Source organism: Curtobacterium sp. PhB146 (genome assembly GCF_004342995.1).
In the GTDB taxonomy this organism is placed as follows: domain Bacteria; phylum Actinomycetota; class Actinomycetes; order Actinomycetales; family Microbacteriaceae; genus Curtobacterium.
The window spans coordinates 213588-233185 of the sequence record NZ_SMBN01000004.1; the positions used below are offsets into that span (position 1 = coordinate 213588).

The 19598-nt window shown below is 71.1% G+C and carries 18 protein-coding genes and 2 tRNA genes; 8 read left to right on the forward strand and 12 right to left on the reverse strand.

The window, feature by feature from the left end:
• Positions 1–47: 47 nt before the first annotated feature.
• A complete protein-coding gene (locus EDF33_RS15860) occupies positions 48–974 on the reverse strand; it encodes an alpha/beta hydrolase (protein ID WP_165918842.1) in 927 nt (308 codons plus the stop codon).
• A gap of 53 nt (positions 975–1027) precedes the next feature.
• Positions 1028–1516, reverse strand: coding sequence for a peroxiredoxin (locus EDF33_RS15865; protein WP_111085695.1), 489 nt, complete (start codon positions 1514–1516; stop codon positions 1028–1030).
• A gap of 241 nt (positions 1517–1757) precedes the next feature.
• Between EDF33_RS15865 and aceE the strand changes: the two genes are divergently transcribed.
• The 6 genes from aceE (at position 1758) to EDF33_RS15895 (ending at position 9472) form a co-directional block, all read left to right on the forward strand.
• Positions 1758–4502, forward strand: coding sequence for a pyruvate dehydrogenase (acetyl-transferring), homodimeric type (gene aceE, locus EDF33_RS15870; protein WP_132100546.1), 2745 nt, complete (start codon positions 1758–1760; stop codon positions 4500–4502).
• Positions 4503–4539: 37 nt separating this feature from the next.
• Positions 4540–5754 (forward strand): helix-turn-helix domain-containing protein, encoded by a 1215-nt coding sequence (locus EDF33_RS15875; protein WP_132100659.1) that lies wholly within the window; start codon positions 4540–4542, stop codon positions 5752–5754.
• A 78-nt stretch (positions 5755–5832) separates the two neighbouring features.
• The gene (locus EDF33_RS15880; RefSeq protein ID WP_132100547.1) at positions 5833–6774 is read left to right on the forward strand and encodes an ACP S-malonyltransferase; all 942 of its coding nucleotides are present in this window, start codon (positions 5833–5835) and stop codon (positions 6772–6774) included.
• The gene (locus tag EDF33_RS15885; RefSeq protein ID WP_132100548.1) at positions 6771–7775 is read left to right on the forward strand and encodes a beta-ketoacyl-ACP synthase III; all 1005 of its coding nucleotides are present in this window, start codon (positions 6771–6773) and stop codon (positions 7773–7775) included. The genes EDF33_RS15880 and EDF33_RS15885 overlap by 4 nt, the downstream gene beginning before the upstream one ends.
• 120 nt (positions 7776–7895) lie before the next feature.
• Positions 7896–8144, forward strand: a complete 249-nt coding sequence (locus EDF33_RS15890) for an acyl carrier protein (protein WP_017886710.1) — start codon at positions 7896–7898, stop codon at positions 8142–8144.
• An 83-nt stretch (positions 8145–8227) separates the two neighbouring features.
• The gene (locus EDF33_RS15895; protein ID WP_123292578.1) at positions 8228–9472 is read left to right on the forward strand and encodes a beta-ketoacyl-[acyl-carrier-protein] synthase family protein; all 1245 of its coding nucleotides are present in this window, start codon (positions 8228–8230) and stop codon (positions 9470–9472) included.
• A gap of 87 nt (positions 9473–9559) precedes the next feature.
• Here EDF33_RS15895 and EDF33_RS15900 read toward each other — a convergent pair whose 3' ends face one another.
• From EDF33_RS15900 to EDF33_RS15925, 6 genes are all read right to left on the reverse strand, one after another.
• On the reverse strand, positions 9560–10060 hold the full coding sequence (locus tag EDF33_RS15900) for a DUF3145 domain-containing protein (RefSeq protein WP_243692469.1): 501 nt from the start codon (positions 10058–10060) through the stop codon (positions 9560–9562).
• A gap of 170 nt (positions 10061–10230) precedes the next feature.
• Positions 10231–11061 (reverse strand): DUF1684 domain-containing protein, encoded by an 831-nt coding sequence (locus EDF33_RS15905; protein ID WP_132100549.1) that lies wholly within the window; start codon positions 11059–11061, stop codon positions 10231–10233.
• Positions 11058–12182: an AI-2E family transporter gene (locus tag EDF33_RS15910; protein WP_207906710.1), complete on the reverse strand. Its 1125-nt coding sequence runs from the start codon at positions 12180–12182 to the stop codon at positions 11058–11060. The genes EDF33_RS15905 and EDF33_RS15910 overlap by 4 nt, the downstream gene beginning before the upstream one ends.
• A 7-nt stretch (positions 12183–12189) precedes the next feature.
• A tRNA-Ile gene (locus EDF33_RS15915) sits at positions 12190–12264 on the reverse strand.
• 10 nt (positions 12265–12274) lie between these two features.
• Positions 12275–13486, reverse strand: coding sequence for a glycosyltransferase (locus EDF33_RS15920; protein WP_132100550.1), 1212 nt, complete (start codon positions 13484–13486; stop codon positions 12275–12277).
• Between the two features lie 148 nt (positions 13487–13634).
• Positions 13635–14546: a DMT family transporter gene (locus EDF33_RS15925; protein WP_181437562.1), complete on the reverse strand. Its 912-nt coding sequence runs from the start codon at positions 14544–14546 to the stop codon at positions 13635–13637.
• Positions 14547–14585: 39 nt separating this feature from the next.
• Between EDF33_RS15925 and def the strand changes: the two genes are divergently transcribed.
• Complete coding sequence (def, locus tag EDF33_RS15930) at positions 14586–15158, forward strand: peptide deformylase (RefSeq protein ID WP_132100551.1); 573 nt, start codon at positions 14586–14588, stop codon at positions 15156–15158.
• A 59-nt stretch (positions 15159–15217) separates the two neighbouring features.
• Here def and EDF33_RS15935 read toward each other — a convergent pair whose 3' ends face one another.
• Positions 15218–15706 (reverse strand): hypothetical protein, encoded by a 489-nt coding sequence (locus tag EDF33_RS15935; protein WP_132100552.1) that lies wholly within the window; start codon positions 15704–15706, stop codon positions 15218–15220.
• 141 nt (positions 15707–15847) lie between these two features.
• On the opposite strand from EDF33_RS15935, the gene EDF33_RS15940 reads away from it, so the two are divergent.
• Positions 15848–17266, forward strand: a complete 1419-nt coding sequence (locus EDF33_RS15940; protein ID WP_132100553.1) for a phospholipid carrier-dependent glycosyltransferase — start codon at positions 15848–15850, stop codon at positions 17264–17266.
• A 158-nt stretch (positions 17267–17424) separates the two neighbouring features.
• Here the strand turns inward: EDF33_RS15940 and EDF33_RS15945 are convergent.
• From EDF33_RS15945 to EDF33_RS15955, 3 genes are all read right to left on the reverse strand, one after another.
• Positions 17425–17497: transfer RNA gene (locus EDF33_RS15945), tRNA-Asn, on the reverse strand.
• Between the two features lie 126 nt (positions 17498–17623).
• Positions 17624–18625, reverse strand: a complete 1002-nt coding sequence (locus EDF33_RS15950) for a D-isomer specific 2-hydroxyacid dehydrogenase family protein (protein ID WP_243692470.1) — start codon at positions 18623–18625, stop codon at positions 17624–17626.
• Complete coding sequence (locus tag EDF33_RS15955; RefSeq protein WP_123938262.1) at positions 18622–19551, reverse strand: ATP-binding cassette domain-containing protein; 930 nt, start codon at positions 19549–19551, stop codon at positions 18622–18624. The genes EDF33_RS15950 and EDF33_RS15955 overlap by 4 nt, the downstream gene beginning before the upstream one ends.
• Between the last annotated feature and the right edge of the window lie 47 nt (positions 19552–19598).

Genomic DNA, 19598 nt, shown 5'->3' on the forward strand with positions numbered 1-19598 from the left:
GCGTGCTTCGTCGGAACATGCGCGCGCAATGACAGCCCGCGCGAGCGTCAGGCGAGCCCGAGCTCCCGGGCCACGGCGTCCGGGTGCTCGACGTGCGCGAAGTGCCCGCAGTCGTCGAGCAGCACCGTGCGGACCTGCGGCACGAGCTCCCGAAGGGCCTCGAGGTCCGAGACGCGCGCGAACACGTCGTCGCGCCCGGCGATCGCGGTGACCGGGCAGGTGATCCCCCGCCAGCGGCCGAGGTCGTAGCCCGCAGCGGTCCGCGCCGCGTCGGTGAACCGGGTCGGCCGGAGTTCCTGGACGAAGGCGTCGAGCACGCTGCGGTCGAGGCGCCGCACGTGCGTGAACACCGGCGCGGCGAGCAGCGGCAGCAGCCCGACGCGGGACAGCGCGCGGAGCATCGGCCGCGCGGCCTCGCCGGTGATCGACAGGCCAGCACGCAGCAGGGTGAACGACGGCAGCGTCCGGAGCCCTCGGAGCGGGTGCCGTGCGGCGTCCGCGGTCGCGACGGTCGTGCCGGACACCAGGGCCACCGAGCGCACGAGCCGGGGCGCGACGACCGCCAGGTGCATCCCGACGAAGGCCCCCATCGAGTGCCCGACGACGTCCACCGTCGTGATCCCGAGTGCATCCAGCACCGTGACCAGCGACACGGTCACGTCGTCGAGGTCGAACGCACCGGTCGGCGCCGGCGACGATCCCCATCCCGGCAGGTCGACGAGCACGAGGCCACGGTCACCGACGCCGTGCGCCGCGGTCAGCAGCGGGGTCCACGTCGACCAGGAGCCCGCGACGCCGTGCAGCAGCAGGAGCGGGTCAGGACCCGGGCGGTGGTGCACCACGACGGGTCCGGCGGGCGTCAGGACCTCGGTACGCCGGAGGTGCCACGCGGCGGGCGCGGGCGACACCGGGTAGGGGGCGTAGGCCTCGGTGGTGACCACACGGTCACGTGCGTCCGTGTCGATGGCGTGCACCGGGCCTCCTGTCCGCTGTCGACGCGGATGCGTCGCAGGAGGGATTCGGAACGCTAGCCGACCGGGACGGGTGCGGTGCAGGCGGCGAGGCGGTCGAGCGCGGCCTTGTACTCGGCGACGTCGCGCTGCAGGCCGGGCTCCGTGATGATCGAGGCCTTGATCCGGCCCTGCACGTCGATGACGAAGGTCGCGCGGGTGGCGAAGCCCTTGTGCTCGAGGAAGACGCCGTACTCCTTCGAGACCGCGCCGTGCGGCCAGAAGTCGGCGAGGAGCTCGAAGTCGTAGCCGTTGAGCTCGGCGAAGGAGCGGAGCGTCGCCTTGGAGTCGACCGAGATGCCGATCAGCTCGACGCGCTGGTCCTGGAACATCGCGACGTTGTCCTGCAGGGCGCAGAGCTCGTTCGTGCAGTTCGACGAGAACGCGAGCGGAAAGAAGACGAGTGCGACCGGGCGGTTGCCGCGGAAGTCGCTGAGTCGGACGTGCTCACCGAACTGGTTCGGGAGCTCGAAGTCCGGCGCGAGAGAGCCGATCTCGAGAGCCATCGGGACGTGTGCTTCTTCCTCGGGTGTGGGGTGTACCCGTCGGGTCCGTGCGCACGCGGGTCGCGTGTGCACGATCGGCCATGCTACGCCGACCGCACCCGAATGCAAGCACCCGCCACGTGCACCGCACCATCAGCATCACCGTCGGTGCTGGGGCCTAGAGTGGACGGGGCCCCATCCGGTCGTGACCCGACCACCGGAGCCACCATGTCCACCACCACGAGAACGAACGAGGTCAAGGGTGACGGTGAACGACCAGGACCCGTACAGCACCGGGGCGAACGACCAGGACCCGCAGGAGACCGCCGAATGGCGTGAGTCCCTCGACGGATTGGTCCAGACCCACGGACACCAGCGCGGTCGCGAGATCATGCTGAGCCTGCTCAAGCGGTCCAAGGAACTGCACCTCGGTGTGCCGATGGTCCCGACGACGGACTACGTGAACACCATCGCGCCGGAGAACGAACCCGAGTTCCCCGGCGACGAGGAACTGGAGCGCCGGTACCGCCGGTGGATCCGCTGGAACGCGGCCATCACGGTGCACCGCGCGCAGCGTCCGGGCATCAGCGTCGGCGGCCACATCTCGACGTACGCGTCGAGCGCCGCGCTGTACGAGGTCGGCTACAACCACTTCTTCCGCGCGCAGGACCACGCGTCCGGCGGCGACCAGGTGTTCTTCCAGGGCCACGCCTCCCCCGGGATGTACGCCCGCGCTTACATGGAAGGGCGTCTCGGCGAGGACCAGCTCGACGGGTTCCGTCAGGAGAAGTCCCACGCCGGCGGCGGCCTGTCGTCGTACCCGCACCCGCGGCTCATGCCGCACTTCTGGCAGTTCCCGACCGTGTCGATGGGCATCGGCCCGATCAACGCGATCTACCAGGCGCAGCAGGCCAAGTACCTGACCAACCGCGGCATCAAGGACGCCTCCGACCAGCAGGTCTGGGCGTTCCTCGGCGACGGCGAGATGGACGAGGTCGAGTCGCGCGGACAGCTCCAGGTCGCGGCGAACGACGGCCTCGACAACCTGAACTTCGTGATCAACTGCAACCTGCAGCGACTCGACGGTCCGGTGCGCGGCAACGGCAAGATCATCCAGGAGCTCGAGGCGTTCTTCCGCGGTGCGGGCTGGAACGTCATCAAGGTCGTCTGGGGGCGTGAGTGGGACGACCTGCTCGCCCGCGACACCGAGGGCGCGCTGCTCAACCTGATGAACCAGACGCCGGACGGCGACTACCAGACGTACAAGGCCGAGAACGGCGCGTACGTCCGCGAGAACTTCTTCGGGCGCGACCCGAAGGCGCTCGAGCTCATCGAGGGCTACAGCGACGACCAGGTCTGGAACCTCAAGCGCGGTGGCCACGACTACCGCAAGGTCTACGCCGCGTTCAAGGCCGCGACCGAGCACAAGGGCCAGCCGACGGTCATCCTGGCGAAGACGGTCAAGGGCTACGGCCTCGGCCCGAGCTTCGAGGGCCGCAACGCGACCCACCAGATGAAGAAGCTCACGCTCGACAACCTCAAGCAGTTCCGCGACGAGATGCGCATCCCGATCTCCGACGCGCAGCTGGAGGAGAACCCCTACACGCCGCCGTACTACCACCCGGGCAACGACGACGAGGCGATCCAGTACATGCACGAGCGTCGTCAGGCGCTCGGCGGCTACGTGCCGGAGCGTCGCACGAAGTACACCTCGATCACCCTCCCCGAGGACGCGAAGTACCAGGTCGTCAAGAAGGGCTCCGGCAAGCAGGAGATCGCCACCACCATGGCGTTCGCCCGGCTGCTGAAGGACCTGCTCCGCTCCCCGGACTTCGGCAACCGCGTGGTGCCGATCATCCCGGACGAAGCCCGCACGTTCGGCATGGACGCGTACTTCCCGACGGCGAAGATCTACAACCCGAACGGCCAGCACTACACCTCGGTCGACCGCGAACTGCTCCTGGCGTACAAGGAGAGCCCGCAGGGTCAGATCATCCACGTCGGCATCAACGAGGCCGGGGCCATGGCGGCGTTCACCGCGGTGGGCACCTCGTACTCGACGCAGGGCGAGCCGCTCATCCCGGTCTACGTCTTCTACTCGATGTTCGGGTTCCAGCGCACGGGTGACGCCATCTGGGCCGCCGGCGACCAGATGACCCGTGGCTTCATGATCGGCGCCACCGCCGGTCGCACGACGCTGACGGGCGAGGGACTGCAGCACGCCGACGGCCACTCGCTGCTCCTCGCGACGACGAACCCGGCCGTGGTGTCCTACGACCCCGCGTACGGGTACGAGATCGGGCACATCGTGCAGGCCGGCCTCGACCGGATGTACGGCACGGACGAGGACGGCTCGCCGAAGCACAGCGACCCGAACGTCATGTACTACCTGACGGTCTACAACGAGCCGATCGTCCAGCCGGCCGAGCCCGAGGGCATCGACGTCGACGGCATCGTCAAGGGCATGTACCTGCTCAAGCCGAGCGAGCACGACGGCCCGAAGGCCCAGCTGCTCGCTTCCGGTGTGGCCGTGCCGTGGATCCTCGAGGCGCAGCAGCTCCTCGCCGAGGACTGGGGCGTCTCCGCCGACGTCTGGAGCGTCACGAGCTGGGGTGAGCTGTACCGCGACGGTCTCGACGCGGAGCAGCACGCGTTCCTCAACCCGAACGAGTCGCCGCGCACGCCGTACGTCACCGAGCGCCTGCTCGCCACCGAGGGGCCGGTCGTCGCCGTCAGCGACTTCATGCACCAGGTGCAGGAGCAGATCCGCCCGTTCGTGCCGACCGACTACGCCACGCTCGGCGCCGACGGCTTCGGCTTCTCGGACACCCGTCCGGCCGCTCGCCGCTTCTTCCACATCGACGGCCCCTCGGTCGTCGTGCGGACGCTGCAGCAGCTCGCCCGCCAGGGCAAGGTCGACGGCGCACTCGTCCAGCAGGCGATCGACAAGTACCGCCTGCACGACGTGACCGCCGGCACCACGGGCAGCGCGGGCGGCGAGAGCTGATCAGCAGGTGACGCCCGTCCAGCCGGACACCGAGGGCCTGTCGAAGGCCCAGAGCCAGGAGAGCGCGCGCGAGCGGGCGCTCTCCTGGCTCCGTCAGGTGTCCGGAGAACTCTCCACCGCCACGATCAAGCGGCTCGAGGACACCCTCCCCTGGTACAGCGAGATGCCGCCGGGGCGCCGCTCCGCCGTGGGCCTCGTCGCCCAGGCGGGCATCACCTCGTTCATCAGCTGGCTCGAGGGCACCGCGTCGACGCCGTGGATCGCCGCGGCCGACGTCTTCGGTTCAGCACCGCGTGAGCTGCTGCGCTCGGTGAGCCTGCAGCAGACCCTGCAGCTCATCCGCGTGGTCGTCACGGTGGTCGAGGAACGCGCCGCCGACGACGAGATGCTGCAGGAGGCCATCCTCAAGTACTCCCGCGACATCGCCTTCGCGGCGGCCGACGTCTACGCCCGGGCGGCCGAGGCCCGCGGGCTGTGGGACGCCCGACTCGAAGCGCTCGTGGTCGACTCGATCCTGTCGGGCGAGTACGACGACGAGCTGCCGTCCCGCATCGCTGCCCTCGGGTGGCACGGGCACGGCGAGGTCGCGGTGCTCGTCGGCACGGCACCGAAGCAGCTCGAGGTCGACCAGGTCCGCCGCACCGCCCGCCACATGGACGCCGACGTGCTCGTCGGGGTGCAGGGCTCACGGCTCGTCGTGGTGATCGGGCGCTCGACCCCGCGGGACGACGTGCCCGAGGGCGAGGACCCGGTCTCGTTCACGGCGATCGCGCAGGCGCTCGAGCCGCTGTTCGGCGAGGGCCACCTGGTGCTCGGCAACGAGGTCCCCGGGGTCGTCGACGCCTCGACCAGCGCGAAGGCAGCCCTCGCCGGGTTCGCCGTCGCGCGGGCATGGCGCGGGGTCCCCCGTCCGGCGCTGGCCGACGACCTGCTGCCCGAACGCGCCCTGGCCGGCGACCCACTCGCGCGGTCCGCCCTGGTGCAGCGCATCTACGTGCCGCTCAAGGACCAGTCCACCGAGCTCCTGCAGACCCTGTGGTGCTACCTGGACACCGGTCGGTCGCTCGAGGCCACGGCGCGCGAACTCTTCGTGCACCCGAACACCGTGCGGTACCGCCTGCGCCGGGTCGCCGACATCATCGGGTGGGATGCCACGCACGCCAGGGATGCCCTGATCGTGCAGTCGGCCCTGATCCTCGGCGCGATGTCCGAATCAGCCACCGGTCGCCGCCGCATCGTCCCGCGCCGGTAGGGAACCGACAATGTCACGCGGGGTTTCGTGTGGGAAGCCCACACGGGCCCCACGGTGCATGAGCGACAGGATTGTCCGGTGATCGTCGTCGTCGCGCCCGGACAGGGCTCCCAGACCCCCGGCTTCCTCGCCCCCTGGCTCGAGGACGCCGCCGTTCGTGAACGTGTCGGGCAGTGGTCCGAGTCGATCGGGGTGGACCTCGCCGCACACGGCACCACGTCGGACGCCGACACCATCAAGGACACCGCACTCGCGCAGCCCCTCATCGTCGCCGCCGGTCTCGTGACCGCCGACGCGCTGCTGGCCGACGGCCGCCGTGCGCTCGTCGGCGGGGTCGCCGGGCACTCGGTCGGCGAGTTCACCGCCGCCGCGGTCGCCGGGGTCCTCGAGCCGACCGACGCCGTGTCGCTCGTCGCCGAGCGCGGCCGGGCCATGGCGGACGCCGCTGCCCTCGAAGCGACCTCGATGGCCGCCGTGCTCGGTGGCGACGCCGACGCGGTCGCCGCAGCACTGCAGTCCCACGGGCTCGTCCCCGCGAACCACAACGGCGGCGGCCAGACCGTCGTCGCCGGCACGGCCGCCGGCATCGCCGCGCTCGTGGCGGACCCGCCCGCCAAGGCCCGCGTGGTCCCGCTCGCGGTCGCAGGTGCGTTCCACACCCACTTCATGGCCCCCGCCGTCGAGCGTGTGGCCCCGGTCGCCGCAGCCGCCACGGTGCACGACCCGACCCTGCCGATCTGGACCAACGCCGACGGCTCACGGGTCGACGACGGTCGCCGGTTCGTCGACCTGATGGTCCAGCAGATCGCGAGCCCCGTGCACTGGGATGCCGTGATGGAGTCGTTCGCCGCCGCCGGGGTCACCGGCATCATCGAGCTCGCGCCGGCCGGCGCCCTGGTCGGGCTCGCCAAGCGCGGCCTGCGCGGCACACCGTCCGTCGCCATCAAGACCCCCGAGGACCTGCCCGCAGCGATCGACCTGCTGCAGCGCGCGGACCAGGAAGCAGACGCCACCGCATGACCGAACGTCCCGCACTCTCCCAGCGCCGCGGCCACGAGTTCACCCGGATCCTGGCCTTCGGTGCCGCCCGCGGCGAGAACGTCGTGCCGAACGACGACCTGGTCGGCCCGATCGACTCGTCCGACGAGTGGATCCGCCAGCGCACCGGGATCATCACGCGCAAGCGTGCCGGCAAGGACGTCGAGGCCGTCGACCTCGCCGAGACCGCCGCGCGCGAGGCGATCGGGAAGGCCGGTCTGTCCCCCGACCAGATCGGTGTCGTGCTGGTCAGCACCGTGACGCACACCGTCGCGACCCCGTCGATGGCGTCGCTGCTCGCCGAGCGGATCGGCGCGACGCCCGCCGCCGCGTACGACATCAGCGCCGCGTGCGCCGGGTACGCCTACGGCATCGCCCAGGCCGACTCGTTCATCAAGTCCGGCCTCGCCGACCACGTCCTGGTCGTCGGTGCCGAGAAGCTCAGCGACGTCGTCGACCCGACCGACCGCTCGATCTCGTTCCTGCTCGGTGACGGTGCCGGCGCGGCCGTCGTCGGCCCGAGCGACTTCCCCGGCATCGCCCCGACCATCTGGGGCTCGGACGGCTCGAAGTGGGACGCCATCGGCATGACGGCGACCTACAACGAGTGGGAGGCCGGCGCGCCCCGCCCGACCATGCGCCAGGCGGGCCAGACGGTCTTCCGCTGGGCCGTGTGGGAGATGGTGAAGGTCGCCCGCGAAGCGCTCGAGACCGCCGGTGTCCGACCGGAGGACCTCGCGGCGTTCGTGCCGCACCAGGCGAACATCCGCATCATCGACGAGTTCGCGAAGCAGCTCGGCCTGCCCGAGTCGGTCACGATCGCCCGTGACATCACCACCACCGGCAACACCTCCGCCGCGAGCATCCCGCTCGCCACCCACCGCCTGCTCGAGGAACACCCCGAGCTGTCCGGCGGGCTCGCCCTGCAGATCGGCTTCGGTGCCGGGCTCGTGTTCGGCGCCCAGGTCGTCGTCCTGCCCTGATCCCACCCGGCCGCGCATCCCGCGCGACCAGCGACCACCCCGACGAGTCTCCGGGCGCGAGCACGCTGCGTGCCCTAGGCTGGTCCACGGTCAAACGACACCCCCCTCAAGGAGAAACTCATGGCCCTGTCCAACGAAGAAGTCCTCGCCGGCCTGGCCGAGCTGATCAACGACGAGACCGGTATCGCCACCGACACCGTCGCCGCCGACAAGTCCTTCACGGACGACCTCGACATCGACTCCATCTCGATGATGACCATCGTGGTCAACGCCGAGGAGAAGTTCGACGTGAAGATCCCGGACGAAGAGGTCAAGAACCTCAAGACCGTGGGCAACGCGGTCGACTACATCGTCAAGGCCCAGGCCTGACACGAGCTTCCTGAGCGCCGCGGCCAGCGGTCACCGTCGGCCGCGGCGCTCATCTTGTTCCCCAACGAAAGAACCGTCGTTCCATGACCAAGAAGACCGTCGTCGTCACCGGGATCGGTGCGATCTCACCCCTCGCCGCGACTGCCCCGGAAACGTGGGACGCGCTGCTCGCCGGCAAGTCCGGCATCACCCGCATCGAGGACCCGCGCTACGCCGAGCTCGAACTCCCCGTGGAGTTCGCCGGCCAGGCACGTCGGTTCCTCACCGACCAGCTCACCCGCCCCGAGTCGAAGCGCCTGGACCCCTCGTCGCAGCTGTCGCTCGTCGCGGCGCGTGAGGCGTGGGCCGACGCCGGCATCGACGCCGAGTCCGTCGTCCCCGAGCGCCTGATCGTCGACTGGGCGACCGGCATCGGCGGCGTCAACACCCTGCTCGACGCCTGGGACACCCTGCGCGAGAAGGGCCCGCGTCGGGTCCTGCCGATGACGGTCCCGATGCTCATGGCGAACGGTCCGGCGGCTGCCATCGAGATGGAGTTCGGCGCCCGTGGCGGCGCCCGCACCTACCTGTCGGCCTGCGCCTCGTCGACCGAGTCCCTGGCCGAGGCGTACCGCCACGTCGCCGACGGGGACGCCGACATCGTCATCACCGGTGGCGCCGAGGCCGCACTGCACCCGCTGCCCCTGGCGGCGTTCGCGGCGATGCAGGCTCTGTCGCGCCGCAACGACTCCCCCGAGACCGCGTCGCGTCCGTACGACGTCACCCGTGACGGCTTCGTCCTCGGTGACGGCGCCGCGGCGCTCATCCTCGAGTCGAAGGAGCACGCAGAGGCCCGCGGTGCGACCATCTACGCCGAGGTCGCCGGCGCCGGCATCACCTCGGACGCGTTCCACATCACGGCACCGGACCCCGAGGGCAGCGCGGCCGCCCGTGCGGTCCTGCAGGCCCTCGACCACGCCGGTGCCAGCCGCGAGGACGTCGTGCACGTCAACGCGCACGCCACCTCGACCCCGGTCGGCGACGTCGCCGAGTACCACGCCATGCGCCGAGTGTTCGGCGACCACCTCGACGACATCGTCGTGTCGGCGACCAAGGCGTCGACGGGTCACCTCCTCGGTGGCGCCGGTGCGATCGAGGCCGCGTTCACGGTCCTCGCGCTGCACAACCGTGTCGCGCCGCCGACGATCAACCTGAACGACCAGGACCCGGAGATCGTCATGGACGTCGCGCGCGAGCCGCGCGCGCTGCCCGACGGCGACCTCCTCGCGGTGAGCAACTCGTTCGGCTTCGGCGGCCACAACGCCGTGGTCGCGTTCCGCAGCGTCTGATCCGTCGCACCCTGCCAGGAGGCCCGTCCCGCGTCGTCGGGGCGGGCTTCCGTCGTTCCGTGGCACCGTCCAGTGCCCGACGACGGGTCAGCCGACGCGGTGCAGCCAGACGACGGGGTTGCCCTCGGCCGCGTGACGGAAGGGCTCGAGCTCGTCGTCCCAGGCCTGTCCGAGCGCGAGCCGGAGCTCACGGTGGAGTTCGAGCGCGTTGCTGCCCGCGACCTCCATCGCGTAGCGGACGCGGTCCTCGGGGATGACCATGTTCCCGGTCACGTCGGTCTGCGCGTAGAAGACCCCGAGGTCAGGCGTGTGCATCCAGCGGCCACCGTCGGACTCGGTCGTCGGTTCCTCGGTCACCTCGTAGCGCAGGTGCTCCCAGCCACGCAGCGCGGAGGCGATCGCGGCACCGGCACCGACCGCGCCGGCCCAGGTGAACTCGGTCCGCCGGGCACCGTCCTGTGCCGGCTGGTCGAGCCAGGAGAAGTTCACGGCGCGGTTCATCGCGCGACCTGCCGCCCATTCGACGTGCGGGCAGAGCGCGCGGGGTGAGGAGTGCACGTAGAGCACTCCTGTCGTCGTTCCGTTCACGGTTCCTCCGATACGTCAGGTGCGACTTCCCCATCGACCTGGTGCGGAGGATCCGAGCGGCTGCGAGCCACGGAACCATTCGGTATGCGATTGTGATGTCCCGACAGGACACGCCCATTATGCAGCGTTCCGGCTGGGAACGGCAAGGACCCCGCCGAGCGCGGTCCGGTTCAGTGCAGGACGGTGCCCGCAGCGTCGACGGGGTGCCGCTCGCCCGCCGTGATCGGCACGGGCACGCGGTTGTCGGCCGGCGGGATCGGGCAGGCGAACTGGTACGAGAACGCGCAGGGCGGCAGGACGAGCAGGTTCCAGTCGAGCTCGACCGGGCCCGCGGCGCCGGGGTCGTCGAGGTACAGGAAGCGGCCCATCGAGTAGGCGCTGCCAGGGTCGTCCTCGGCGAGGGCGCTCGTGGCGTCCTGCACGATGAGCTGCAGCCGCGGAGCACTCCGGAACGCCGCGGACCGGACCGCGACGAACCGCATGGTCGTGCTGCCGACGGCCGTCTCGATGTGCCCGGCGACCGGCAGCGCGTCGCCGGCGGCGTCGAGGACGCTGCCACGGGCCTCCCGGTCGTCGCCCGCACCGGCGTCCAGCGGGACGTACGTGCCGGAACCCACCCAGTCGTCGGACCGGTCGAACCGGGCGATGCGCTCGAAGCGGTGGATCGGCTCCGCTGCGGGATCCCAGACGCGCAGCGTCGAGCCGGACACCGTGCCCGCGAAGCCGTCGGGGAACGCGACGGCGGACGGCACCACGGCGGTGTCACCGGCGACGAGCACCGTGCCGTCGACCGGGACGCCGTCCACGACGACACCGTCGGTGGCGGCGGCCGTCACCGCGAGGCCGCCGACCGCGGGCGCCCAGGTGCCGGGCACCGGCCACACCGGCTGCGGGTGGTCGACGTGCTGGGCGTTCACGAGGGCCAAGGGGCCACGGGGACTGCGCGCCCAGCGATCGCGTTCCGCGACGTGGTCGGCGAAGCCGGAGGCGGCGTCCGTCACGCCAGCTCCTGCCGCGGGTAGATGACCTTCTGCACGATGATGATGATCGACGCGGCGACGGGCAGGGCGACCAGGGCACCGAGCACGCCGCCGATCGTGCCACCGGCCACCGCGGCGATGACCACGAGGGCCCCGGGCACCTGCACGGCACGCGACATGATGCGCGGCGAGATGAGGTACGCCTCGACCTGCATGTAGACGAGGTAGTAGATCGCCGCGGCGAGTGCTGTGGCGGGCGACGCGAAGAGGCAGAGCAACGAGATGACGACCGCGGCGCCGAGGGTGCCGACGAGCGGGATGAGCGAGCCGAGGAACGCGAACGAGGCCAGCAGCACGGGCAGCGGCGCACCGATGATGAGCAGGAGCACCAGGCTCAGGATGCCGTTGATGAGCGCCTGCGACACCTGGCCGACGACGTACCGACCGACCGCCTGGGTGATCTGCTCGCTCACGTCGATGAAGTTCTCGCGGCGGGACGCCGGCACGAACCGGTACGCCGCACGCTTCATGCCCCGCATCGACGCGAGGAAGTAGAGCATCAGGATGAGGACGATCAGCACGCCGGTGAGCCCCGACAGGATGCCGCTGCCGACCGCCAGGATGCCGCCGCCGACGCTGAGCAGGTTGCCCGGGTTCTCGACGAACGACTGCACCGACTCGAGCGCGTGGTCGATGTCGAACGACCCGGCGAACTGCTTCGACAGGTCCTGCACCCACTGCTGCTTCGAGATGTCGTCGACGACCTCGGGGAAGTTCTGGATCAGGTTCGTCGCCTGCTCGACCAGGATCGGGACGACCGCGAAGACGACCCCGGCGAACGCCGCAAGGACCCCCACGACGACGACGGTGATCGCCGCCCACCGCGGGATGAGCCGCTCGAGGAACGAGACGAGCGGGTCGATGCCGAGCGCGAGGAAGAGCGCGACCCCGATGTAGACGAGGACGGTGCTGAGCTCGCCGATGATGGTGCCGGCGAGCAGCGCGACGAGCACACCGATGGCACCCATGAACCCGATGCGGAAGGCGTTGACGCGCACGCCGGTGCCACCACGGTTCACCTGGAACGTGACGTTCGGCGTCGGACCAGCTGCGTCGTGGTCGTCCTCGCGCTTGCGTTTCATCTGCACGTAGGGCGGGCGGGACTTGAACCCGCGAATCGTTCGGTTATGAGCCGACTGCCTTGACCAGCTTGGCTACCGCCCCTCGACGACCGTCAGGCCACCGGTTCCCCACGATACAGCGCCTCGAACGTCGTGAGCGTGCGGTTGATGTCGTGTGCCTCGATCATGGCCGAACTGCGCTCCCGCATGGCCGTGTACTCCGCTTCCGACGCCGTGAGCACCGCCTCGAGCTTGGCGGCGAGGTCGTGTTCGTCGCCGGGGGCGAACAGGTACCCGTTGCCGTCGATGAGGTGGGGCAGCGCCATCGAGTCGGCGGCGACGACCGGCAGCCCGGACGCCATGGCCTCGAGCGAGGAGATGCTCTGCAGCTCGGCGGTGGAGGGCATCGCGAACACGGTGCCGTTCGTCAGGGCGGTGCGCTTGACCTCGTCCGAGACGAACCCGAGGAACCGGACGCGGTCCTCGAGCCCGAGCTCCTTCGCCAGGGCGGTCAGCTTCGGGATCATCTCGCCGTCGCCGACGATCGTCAGGGTCGCCGCGAGCGAACCGGGCAGCAGCGCCACGGCCCGGACCAGCACGTTGAGGTTCTTCTCCGGCGCCACGCGGCCGACGAACACGATGTCGTTGTTGACCGGACGGCCCTCGCGCGCGACGTACCGCGACGCGTCGATCCCGCACGAGATCGCCAGCACCCGCTGACCGGCGATGGCCTTGCGCAGGTAGTCGGCGGCCAGGTTCGTCGGCGTCGTGATGGTGTCGGCGAGCCGGTAGGTCTTCGCGGCGTCGCTCCACGCGATCTTCAGCGCGATGGGCAGCGTCCACTTGCCGAACGGCGTGTACTCGAGCAGGTTCTCGGGCATGAAGTGGTTCGTCGCGATGACCCGGATGCCGCGCGCGTTCGCCTCGGGAACGATCCCGCGACCGATGACGACGTGCGACTGGATGTGCAGGACGTCGGGCTTCACGGCGTCGAGGATCGGGCCGGTCCACTTCTTGACGCTCCACGGCCACACGAAACGGAGCCAGGCGTGCAGCGGCCACTTGTACGACTTCAGGCGGTGCACGACGAGGGTCACGCCCTGGTGCTCCTCGTCGAAGGTGCCGTAGTTGCGGCTCGAGGCCGGGGCGACGACGTGGACCTCGTGCCCGCGCTCGGCCAGGCCGACGGCGAGCTGCTCGGCGAAGGTGGCGGCGCCGTTGACGTCCGGCGGGAAGGTGTCCGCGGCGATCAGGATGCGCAAGGGTCGGTGTCCGCCCGTCGCACCCGTCGGTTCGGCGGTGGCGGTGGTGACATCTCCTGACACGGCTGGCGTCGTCCTCTCGTGGGCGATTGCTGGTCGGACTGCCGACGGTACCGCACCTGGTTCCGCGGCCGCGTCAGCCGCGCGGAGGACCCCGTGCTCCCGCGGGGTGACGGGGCGACGGCGCGGCGCCGCCCCGCGGCCCGCGCGGTCAGGCGCGCGTCTGCGGGTGGTGCTTGGCGAGCAGGAACACCCCGGTGATGGCGATGCCGGCCGCGACCACGAACCCGGCGACCGCACCCCACGGTGCCCCGGACGCCTCGTCGAGCACGACCACGCCGATCCCGACGGCGACGATCGGGTCGATCACGGTCAGCCCCGCGATGACGAGGTCCGCCGAACCGGCCGAGTACGCGTTCTGCACGAAGTACCCGCCGAGCGACGCCGCGACGACCACCCCGATGATCGCCAGGACCGTCAACCAGTCGAACGTGCCGTTCACGAACCGGTTCAGCACGACCTTGGCGAGCGTCGCGACGAACCCGTAGAGGATGCCCGCGCCGACGATGTAGTAGAGCGCGCTCTTGTGCTTGGCCACGAGTCGGAACGACACCAGCACCAGCACGAGCACCACCGCCAGGATGATCAGGACGGTCACCAGCTGCTGCCGGGTGATCGCGCTCTCGTGGCCGACGAACGCCGCGATGCCGACGAAGATCGCGACACCGATGATGCAGGTCCACACCGCACGCTTCGCCCGACGGCCCAGCGGCACGCCCGACGACCGAGAGGAGAACCACGTGGTGATCACGAGCGCGACCGCCCCGAGCGGCTGCACGACGATCAGCGGCGCGTACGTGATGCTGATGAGCTGCAGCACGACGGCGATGCCGAGCATGAGCGTGCCGAGCACCCAGTAGCCGCTCGAGACCAGCCCGACGACGTGCCGGACGCTCAGCCCCTTCGACTGCCGCCCCAGCCGTGCCTCGACCCGCTGCACACCCCGGCTCTGGAACTGCGCTCCCAGCGACAGGAACACCGCACCGATGAGCGCGACGGGGATCATGAGGGCCTGGAACGGCGTCAGGTTCACTGCGTCGGGCAGCTGGAGGTCCGTCGTCACGCGTCGAGGCTACCGTCCACCGCCGGATAACCTGGGTGAATGGCCGTTCTCCCGATCCGCATCACCGGCGAACCCGTCCTGCACGAGCGTGCAGCCGAGGTCACCGAGTTCGATGACGACCTCCGTTCCCTCGTCGCCGACATGTTCGAGACCATGGACCTCGCCCCCGGCGTCGGGCTGGCCGGACCCCAGGTCGGCGTCGGCAAGCGCCTGTTCGTGTACTCGTACACCGACGACGACGTACTGCACCGCGCCGCGGCCGTGAACCCGGTCCTCTGGATCAGCCCGCCGGTCCCCGAGTCGGTCGACGAGCTCGACGAGGACGACGAGTCCGAGGGCTGCCTGTCCGTGCCGGGCGAGCGCTTCCCGCTCCGACGCTCCGGCAGCGCGCTGCTCCGGGCGTTCGACGAGCACGGCGAACCGTTCGAGGTCCGGGCCGACGGTTGGCTCGCGCGCATCTTCCAGCACGAGTACGACCACCTGGACGGCTGGCTCTACGCCGACCGCCTGGCGCACCCCTACGCCAAGCAGGTCGCCAAGGCCATCCGCAAGAACAGCTGGGGCGGCCCCGGCCAGTCGTGGCTACCGGGTCGCGACCACCCCGAGGGCTGACGGGTCGGTCCGGCCCGCGCGTCGCCTGCCGTGGTCGGCTGACGGCCGGGAGGCCCGGCTCAGCTCCGGTACGTCGTCAGCGCGTCGCGCAGGTGGTCGGTCTCCGGGTGCCCCGGGCAGTACTGCAGGAGGCCGGCGGCGAGGTGCGCTGCGCCGTCGTCGGCCACGGCCGACGTCCACGGGTCCGTGCCGGTCACGGCGCAGGTGCTCGCGAGCTCGACGAGGGTGGCCTCGCCCCGGGTCGCGTCGACAGCGGCCTGCTGCTGCGTCGACGGCACCGAGCCCGTGAGCCGCTTCGCGGTGCACGAGGTCCGCTCGTCCTCCCACACCGCCGAGTAGGTCGTGTAGGTCTCGCGGTCGCCGTCGTCGCACACGAAGGCGAACACCACCGGCGAGGCACCCGACCCGAGCCCGGTCTCCGAGCTCGTGGGCTCCTCTGACGAGTCGGTGTCGGGTCCGGCACCGCTGCACCCGACCAGCACGGGCGCGATGACCGCCGCGAGCAGCACGCCGAGGAGCACGGCGCGGGGCGGACGGGATCGGTGCACCTGTGAACGCTAACAGCAACTGCCCGGCAGGACCCGCACGGTCGCTCCTGCGATGATGGTCGGGCACGCCCCGCCCTGGAGGTCCTCATCCCCCGCCTGCACTCCCGCCCCGTCCGCGTCGCCGCCCTCGTGGTCGTCGCCGTGGCTGCCCTGTTCGTCGCCTTCTGGCACCTCGGCCGCCCGACCATCGTCAACGACGAGTTCGTCTACCTCCGGGCGAGCTGGGCGTACGTGCACGGCAACTTCTCGCTCAACCTCGAGCACCCGCCGACGGCGAAGTACCTGTACGGCATCGCGCAGCTCGTCGTCGGACAGGGGCCACTCGGGCCCCGCCTGGTCGCCGCGACCGCGATGCTCGGCACCGGCGTGGTCCTGTTCGTCTGGTTGCGCCGCGAGGTCGGCTTCTGGACGGGACTCCTCGCCGCCGGTGCGTGGTGGCTGACGCCGCGCGGTTCCGGCGCCTCCTGGGCCGAGGCCGGTTCGGTGATCGGTGCGCGGATCGACCGCTTCGCGATGCTCGAGCCCCTCATGGTCTTCTTCGCGGTCGCCTCGCTCGCCGCCGCCTGGACCTGGATGCGGACCGGCAACCGGTGGTGGATCGCCGCAGCAGGGGCGCTGCTCGCGATGTCCGTCACGTCCAAGGTCTCGACCGCCGTGCTCGTGCTCGCGATCGGCGCCCTGCCGCTGCTGTTCCGCCGCTGGCGTGACCTGGGCGTGGGCGCAGTGTACGGCGGCGTCGCGTTCGTGGTGGTCTTCGTGCTCCTGTACCTGCCGGTGGGGCTCTTCACCGCCATCGGGCACATGCTGAAGTTCCAGGCACAGCAGAACGCGCACGGACACCCGACGACGATCCTCGGCACGATCTACCCCCAGGCACCGTGGTGGGCCAACTTCGCGTTCCTGGCGGCGGGCACCGGCTGGTTGCTGCTCACGGTGCTGGTCATCGGCGCCGCCTGCGCTCTGGCGATCCGGCCGGACCGGCTCGTCGCGTTCCTCGGCATCGCGCTCGGTGTCTCCCTCGTGTTCTACGTCATCGTCGCGAACGTCTCGCTCCCGTACTACTACGACGCCTGGATGCCGCTGATCATCGCCCTGGCCGCCATCGGGTACGGCCGGCTGGCATCGGTGCGGCCACCCGTCGGACGCATCGCGGCGGCCGTCCTCGTCGCCTGCCTGCTCGTGCCGGCGGTGCGGCTCGGGGTCGCGGTGGCACAGTCCCGCCCGAGCGGCATCGCCCTGCTCTCCGACGCCCTGCACGTGCGCGGCAAGGACTCCGAGGGCGTGCTGTTCGCCCGCTTCAGTGCGAACACCTGGCGCATCTACCTGCCCGACCGGGGCACGCAGAAGCCGCAGTACGGACCGTTCGACGCGATCGTGGTCGGCCACGACGACCGTCGGGCCATGCCCCACCAGGTCACGGAGTTCCTTTCCGCGTACGCCGATCAGCTCGACCATTTCCGGCTCGACTACCTCGACGTCTACGTGCCGAAGACCGGCACGATCGACGACAACAACCGCGACGGCACGCTGCACATCGAGCCGAGCAGCCCCGCGTCCTGACCGGCGCGCCTGTGCGGCGCGCGGCTGTGCGGCGCGCGGCTGTGCGGCGCGCGGCCGTGCGGCGCGCGGCCGTGCGGCGCGCGGCCGTGCGGCGCGCGGCCGTGGGCATCGCCCCGGGAACGCAAAAGGCCCGGATCCGTGAGGATCCGGGCCAGACGCTCCCCGAGTTGGACTCGAACCAACAACCTGCCGGTTAACAGCCGGCTGCTCTGCCAATTGAGCTATCGAGGATCACTGTCCGCTGGCGAATGTCGTGCGAACAACGGGTAACAGCATAGCAGCACCGCAGGGCCCCTCACCGCATCGGACACGCCGCCCGGGCGCGCCGCGCTGTGGGCCCCGGTGCAGCGCTGCTCCTCAGTACCCGGCGACCGGGTCGACGACGCCGACGAAGCCCTCGCCGCTGCCGTCGAGGAACGCCGTGGTGTTGAGCCGGACCCGCTCGGCGAGCAGCGGCGCGACCATCTCCGGGGTGTCGGCCTGGTGCGGCGTGATGACCGCGCCGGGCTCGGACCACAGCGGGTGGCCGTCCGGCAACGGCTCGGGGTCGGTGACGTCGAGCCCTGCGGCGGCGATCGCACCGGTGCGCAGGGCCTCGACCAGGGCGTCGGTGTCGACGAGTCCCCCGCGGGCGATGTTGACGAGCCGGGCGGACGGCTTCATGATCGCGAACTGCCGCTCGCCGAAGAGCTTCGCGGTGCCCGAGGTCATGGCTGCTGCGATCATCACGACGTCGGCGTCGGGCAGGACCTCGTCGAGCTGGTCGGTGGTGACGGTGCGCGATGCGCCGGCCACCGGGTCGGCGGAGCGACGCACCACGGTGACGTCGACGTCGAACGGGGCGAGCAGGCGGATGTACTCGAGCGCGATCCCGCCGGCGCCGATGACGACGACGTTCCGGCCGTAGAGCGACACACCCTCGGGCTCGGTGGCCCACGAGTGTGCACGGGCACGCTTCTGCAGGACCCGCAGCGTCCCGAGCGTCAGCGCCAGGGCGTGCTCGGCGACGGGCTCCGCGTACGCGCCCTTCGCCGAGGTGAAGAGCACGCGGTCCCCGTGCTCCTGGATGAGGTGCGCGAAGGCGTCGACCCCGGCGAACGGCAGCTGCACCCAGCCGATCCCCGGTGCCGCGTCGAGCGCGTCCGCCAGGCCGGACGGGTCGCGGGGGTCGAGCCAGACGAGCCCGCGGGTGTCCGCGTCGAGCGGCGCGACGGTCCCGCCGGCCTCGGTCACGGCGGTGACGTGCAGGTCGGTCGGCTCCGGCAGCACGGCGACGGGGCCGGACTGCGGTGCGTCAATCGGCAGCGGGGCACCGGAGGTGGGGACGACGGCGCGGTGGCCTCGGGTGGCGGTGCTCACGGGTTCTCCTGTCGGTCCGTGCGGGGGCCGGTGCCGGCGGCGACCGGTCGGCGTGGCGCCGTCGAGCGGCGCGGGGCGGTGGGTGCCGGGCGACGCTTCACGCCGCGGGCCGCGGTCGCGGCCAGGGTCTTGACGTAGGGGTCGACGGGGTTGTCGAGGACCTCGTCGAAGGTGCCGAGGCCGACCAACCGGGCATCGGCCATCACGGCGACGCGGTCGGCCAGGGCGCCGGCTTCGCGCAGGTCGCTGGACACCACGACGGCGGAGAACTGCCGGTTGCGCTGCAGGGTCGCCAGGGCCTCGAGCACCGACTGGCGCACGAGCACGTCGACGCCGCGGGCGGGTTCGTCGGCGACCAGGAGCTGGGGTTCGAGCACGAGGGCCCGCGCCAGGGCGACACGCTGCCGCTGCCCGCTGGAGAGCTCCCAGGTGTTCAGCCGCATCACGCCGAGCGGCAGGTGCACGGCGTCGACCAGGCGCGCGACGATCATGCCCGCTTCCTTGCGGTCGAAGCGGCGGTCGCGCTGGTAGATCGGTTCGGCGATGGCCTCGCCGACGGTGAGGTCCGGACTGAGCCGATCGGCGCCGTCCTGCGGCAGGTAGCCGATCCGGCCGCTCAGCCGCTCGAGCTTGCGGGACGAACCGCGCAGCCCGCGGGTCTTCTGGCCGAGGACGGTCAGTTCGCCTCCGACGATGTGCCGGCGCAGCGCACCGTCACCCTCGCCGTGCGACCCGAGCTGCCCCGCGATCGCGGCGGCGAAGGTCGACTTGCCCGACCCCGACTCACCGAGCAGTGCGAGGATCTCGCCCTGCCGCACCGTCAGGCTGACCCCGTCGACCGCTCGGATCGACTCGGACCCCCGTCCGCCCCGGTACTCGATCGACACGTCGTCCGCGACGACCGCCGGTCCGTTGACCGCGATCATGGGTCCCCTTCCACGCCGCCCCCTGGCGGCGGTTCGCGACGGACCGC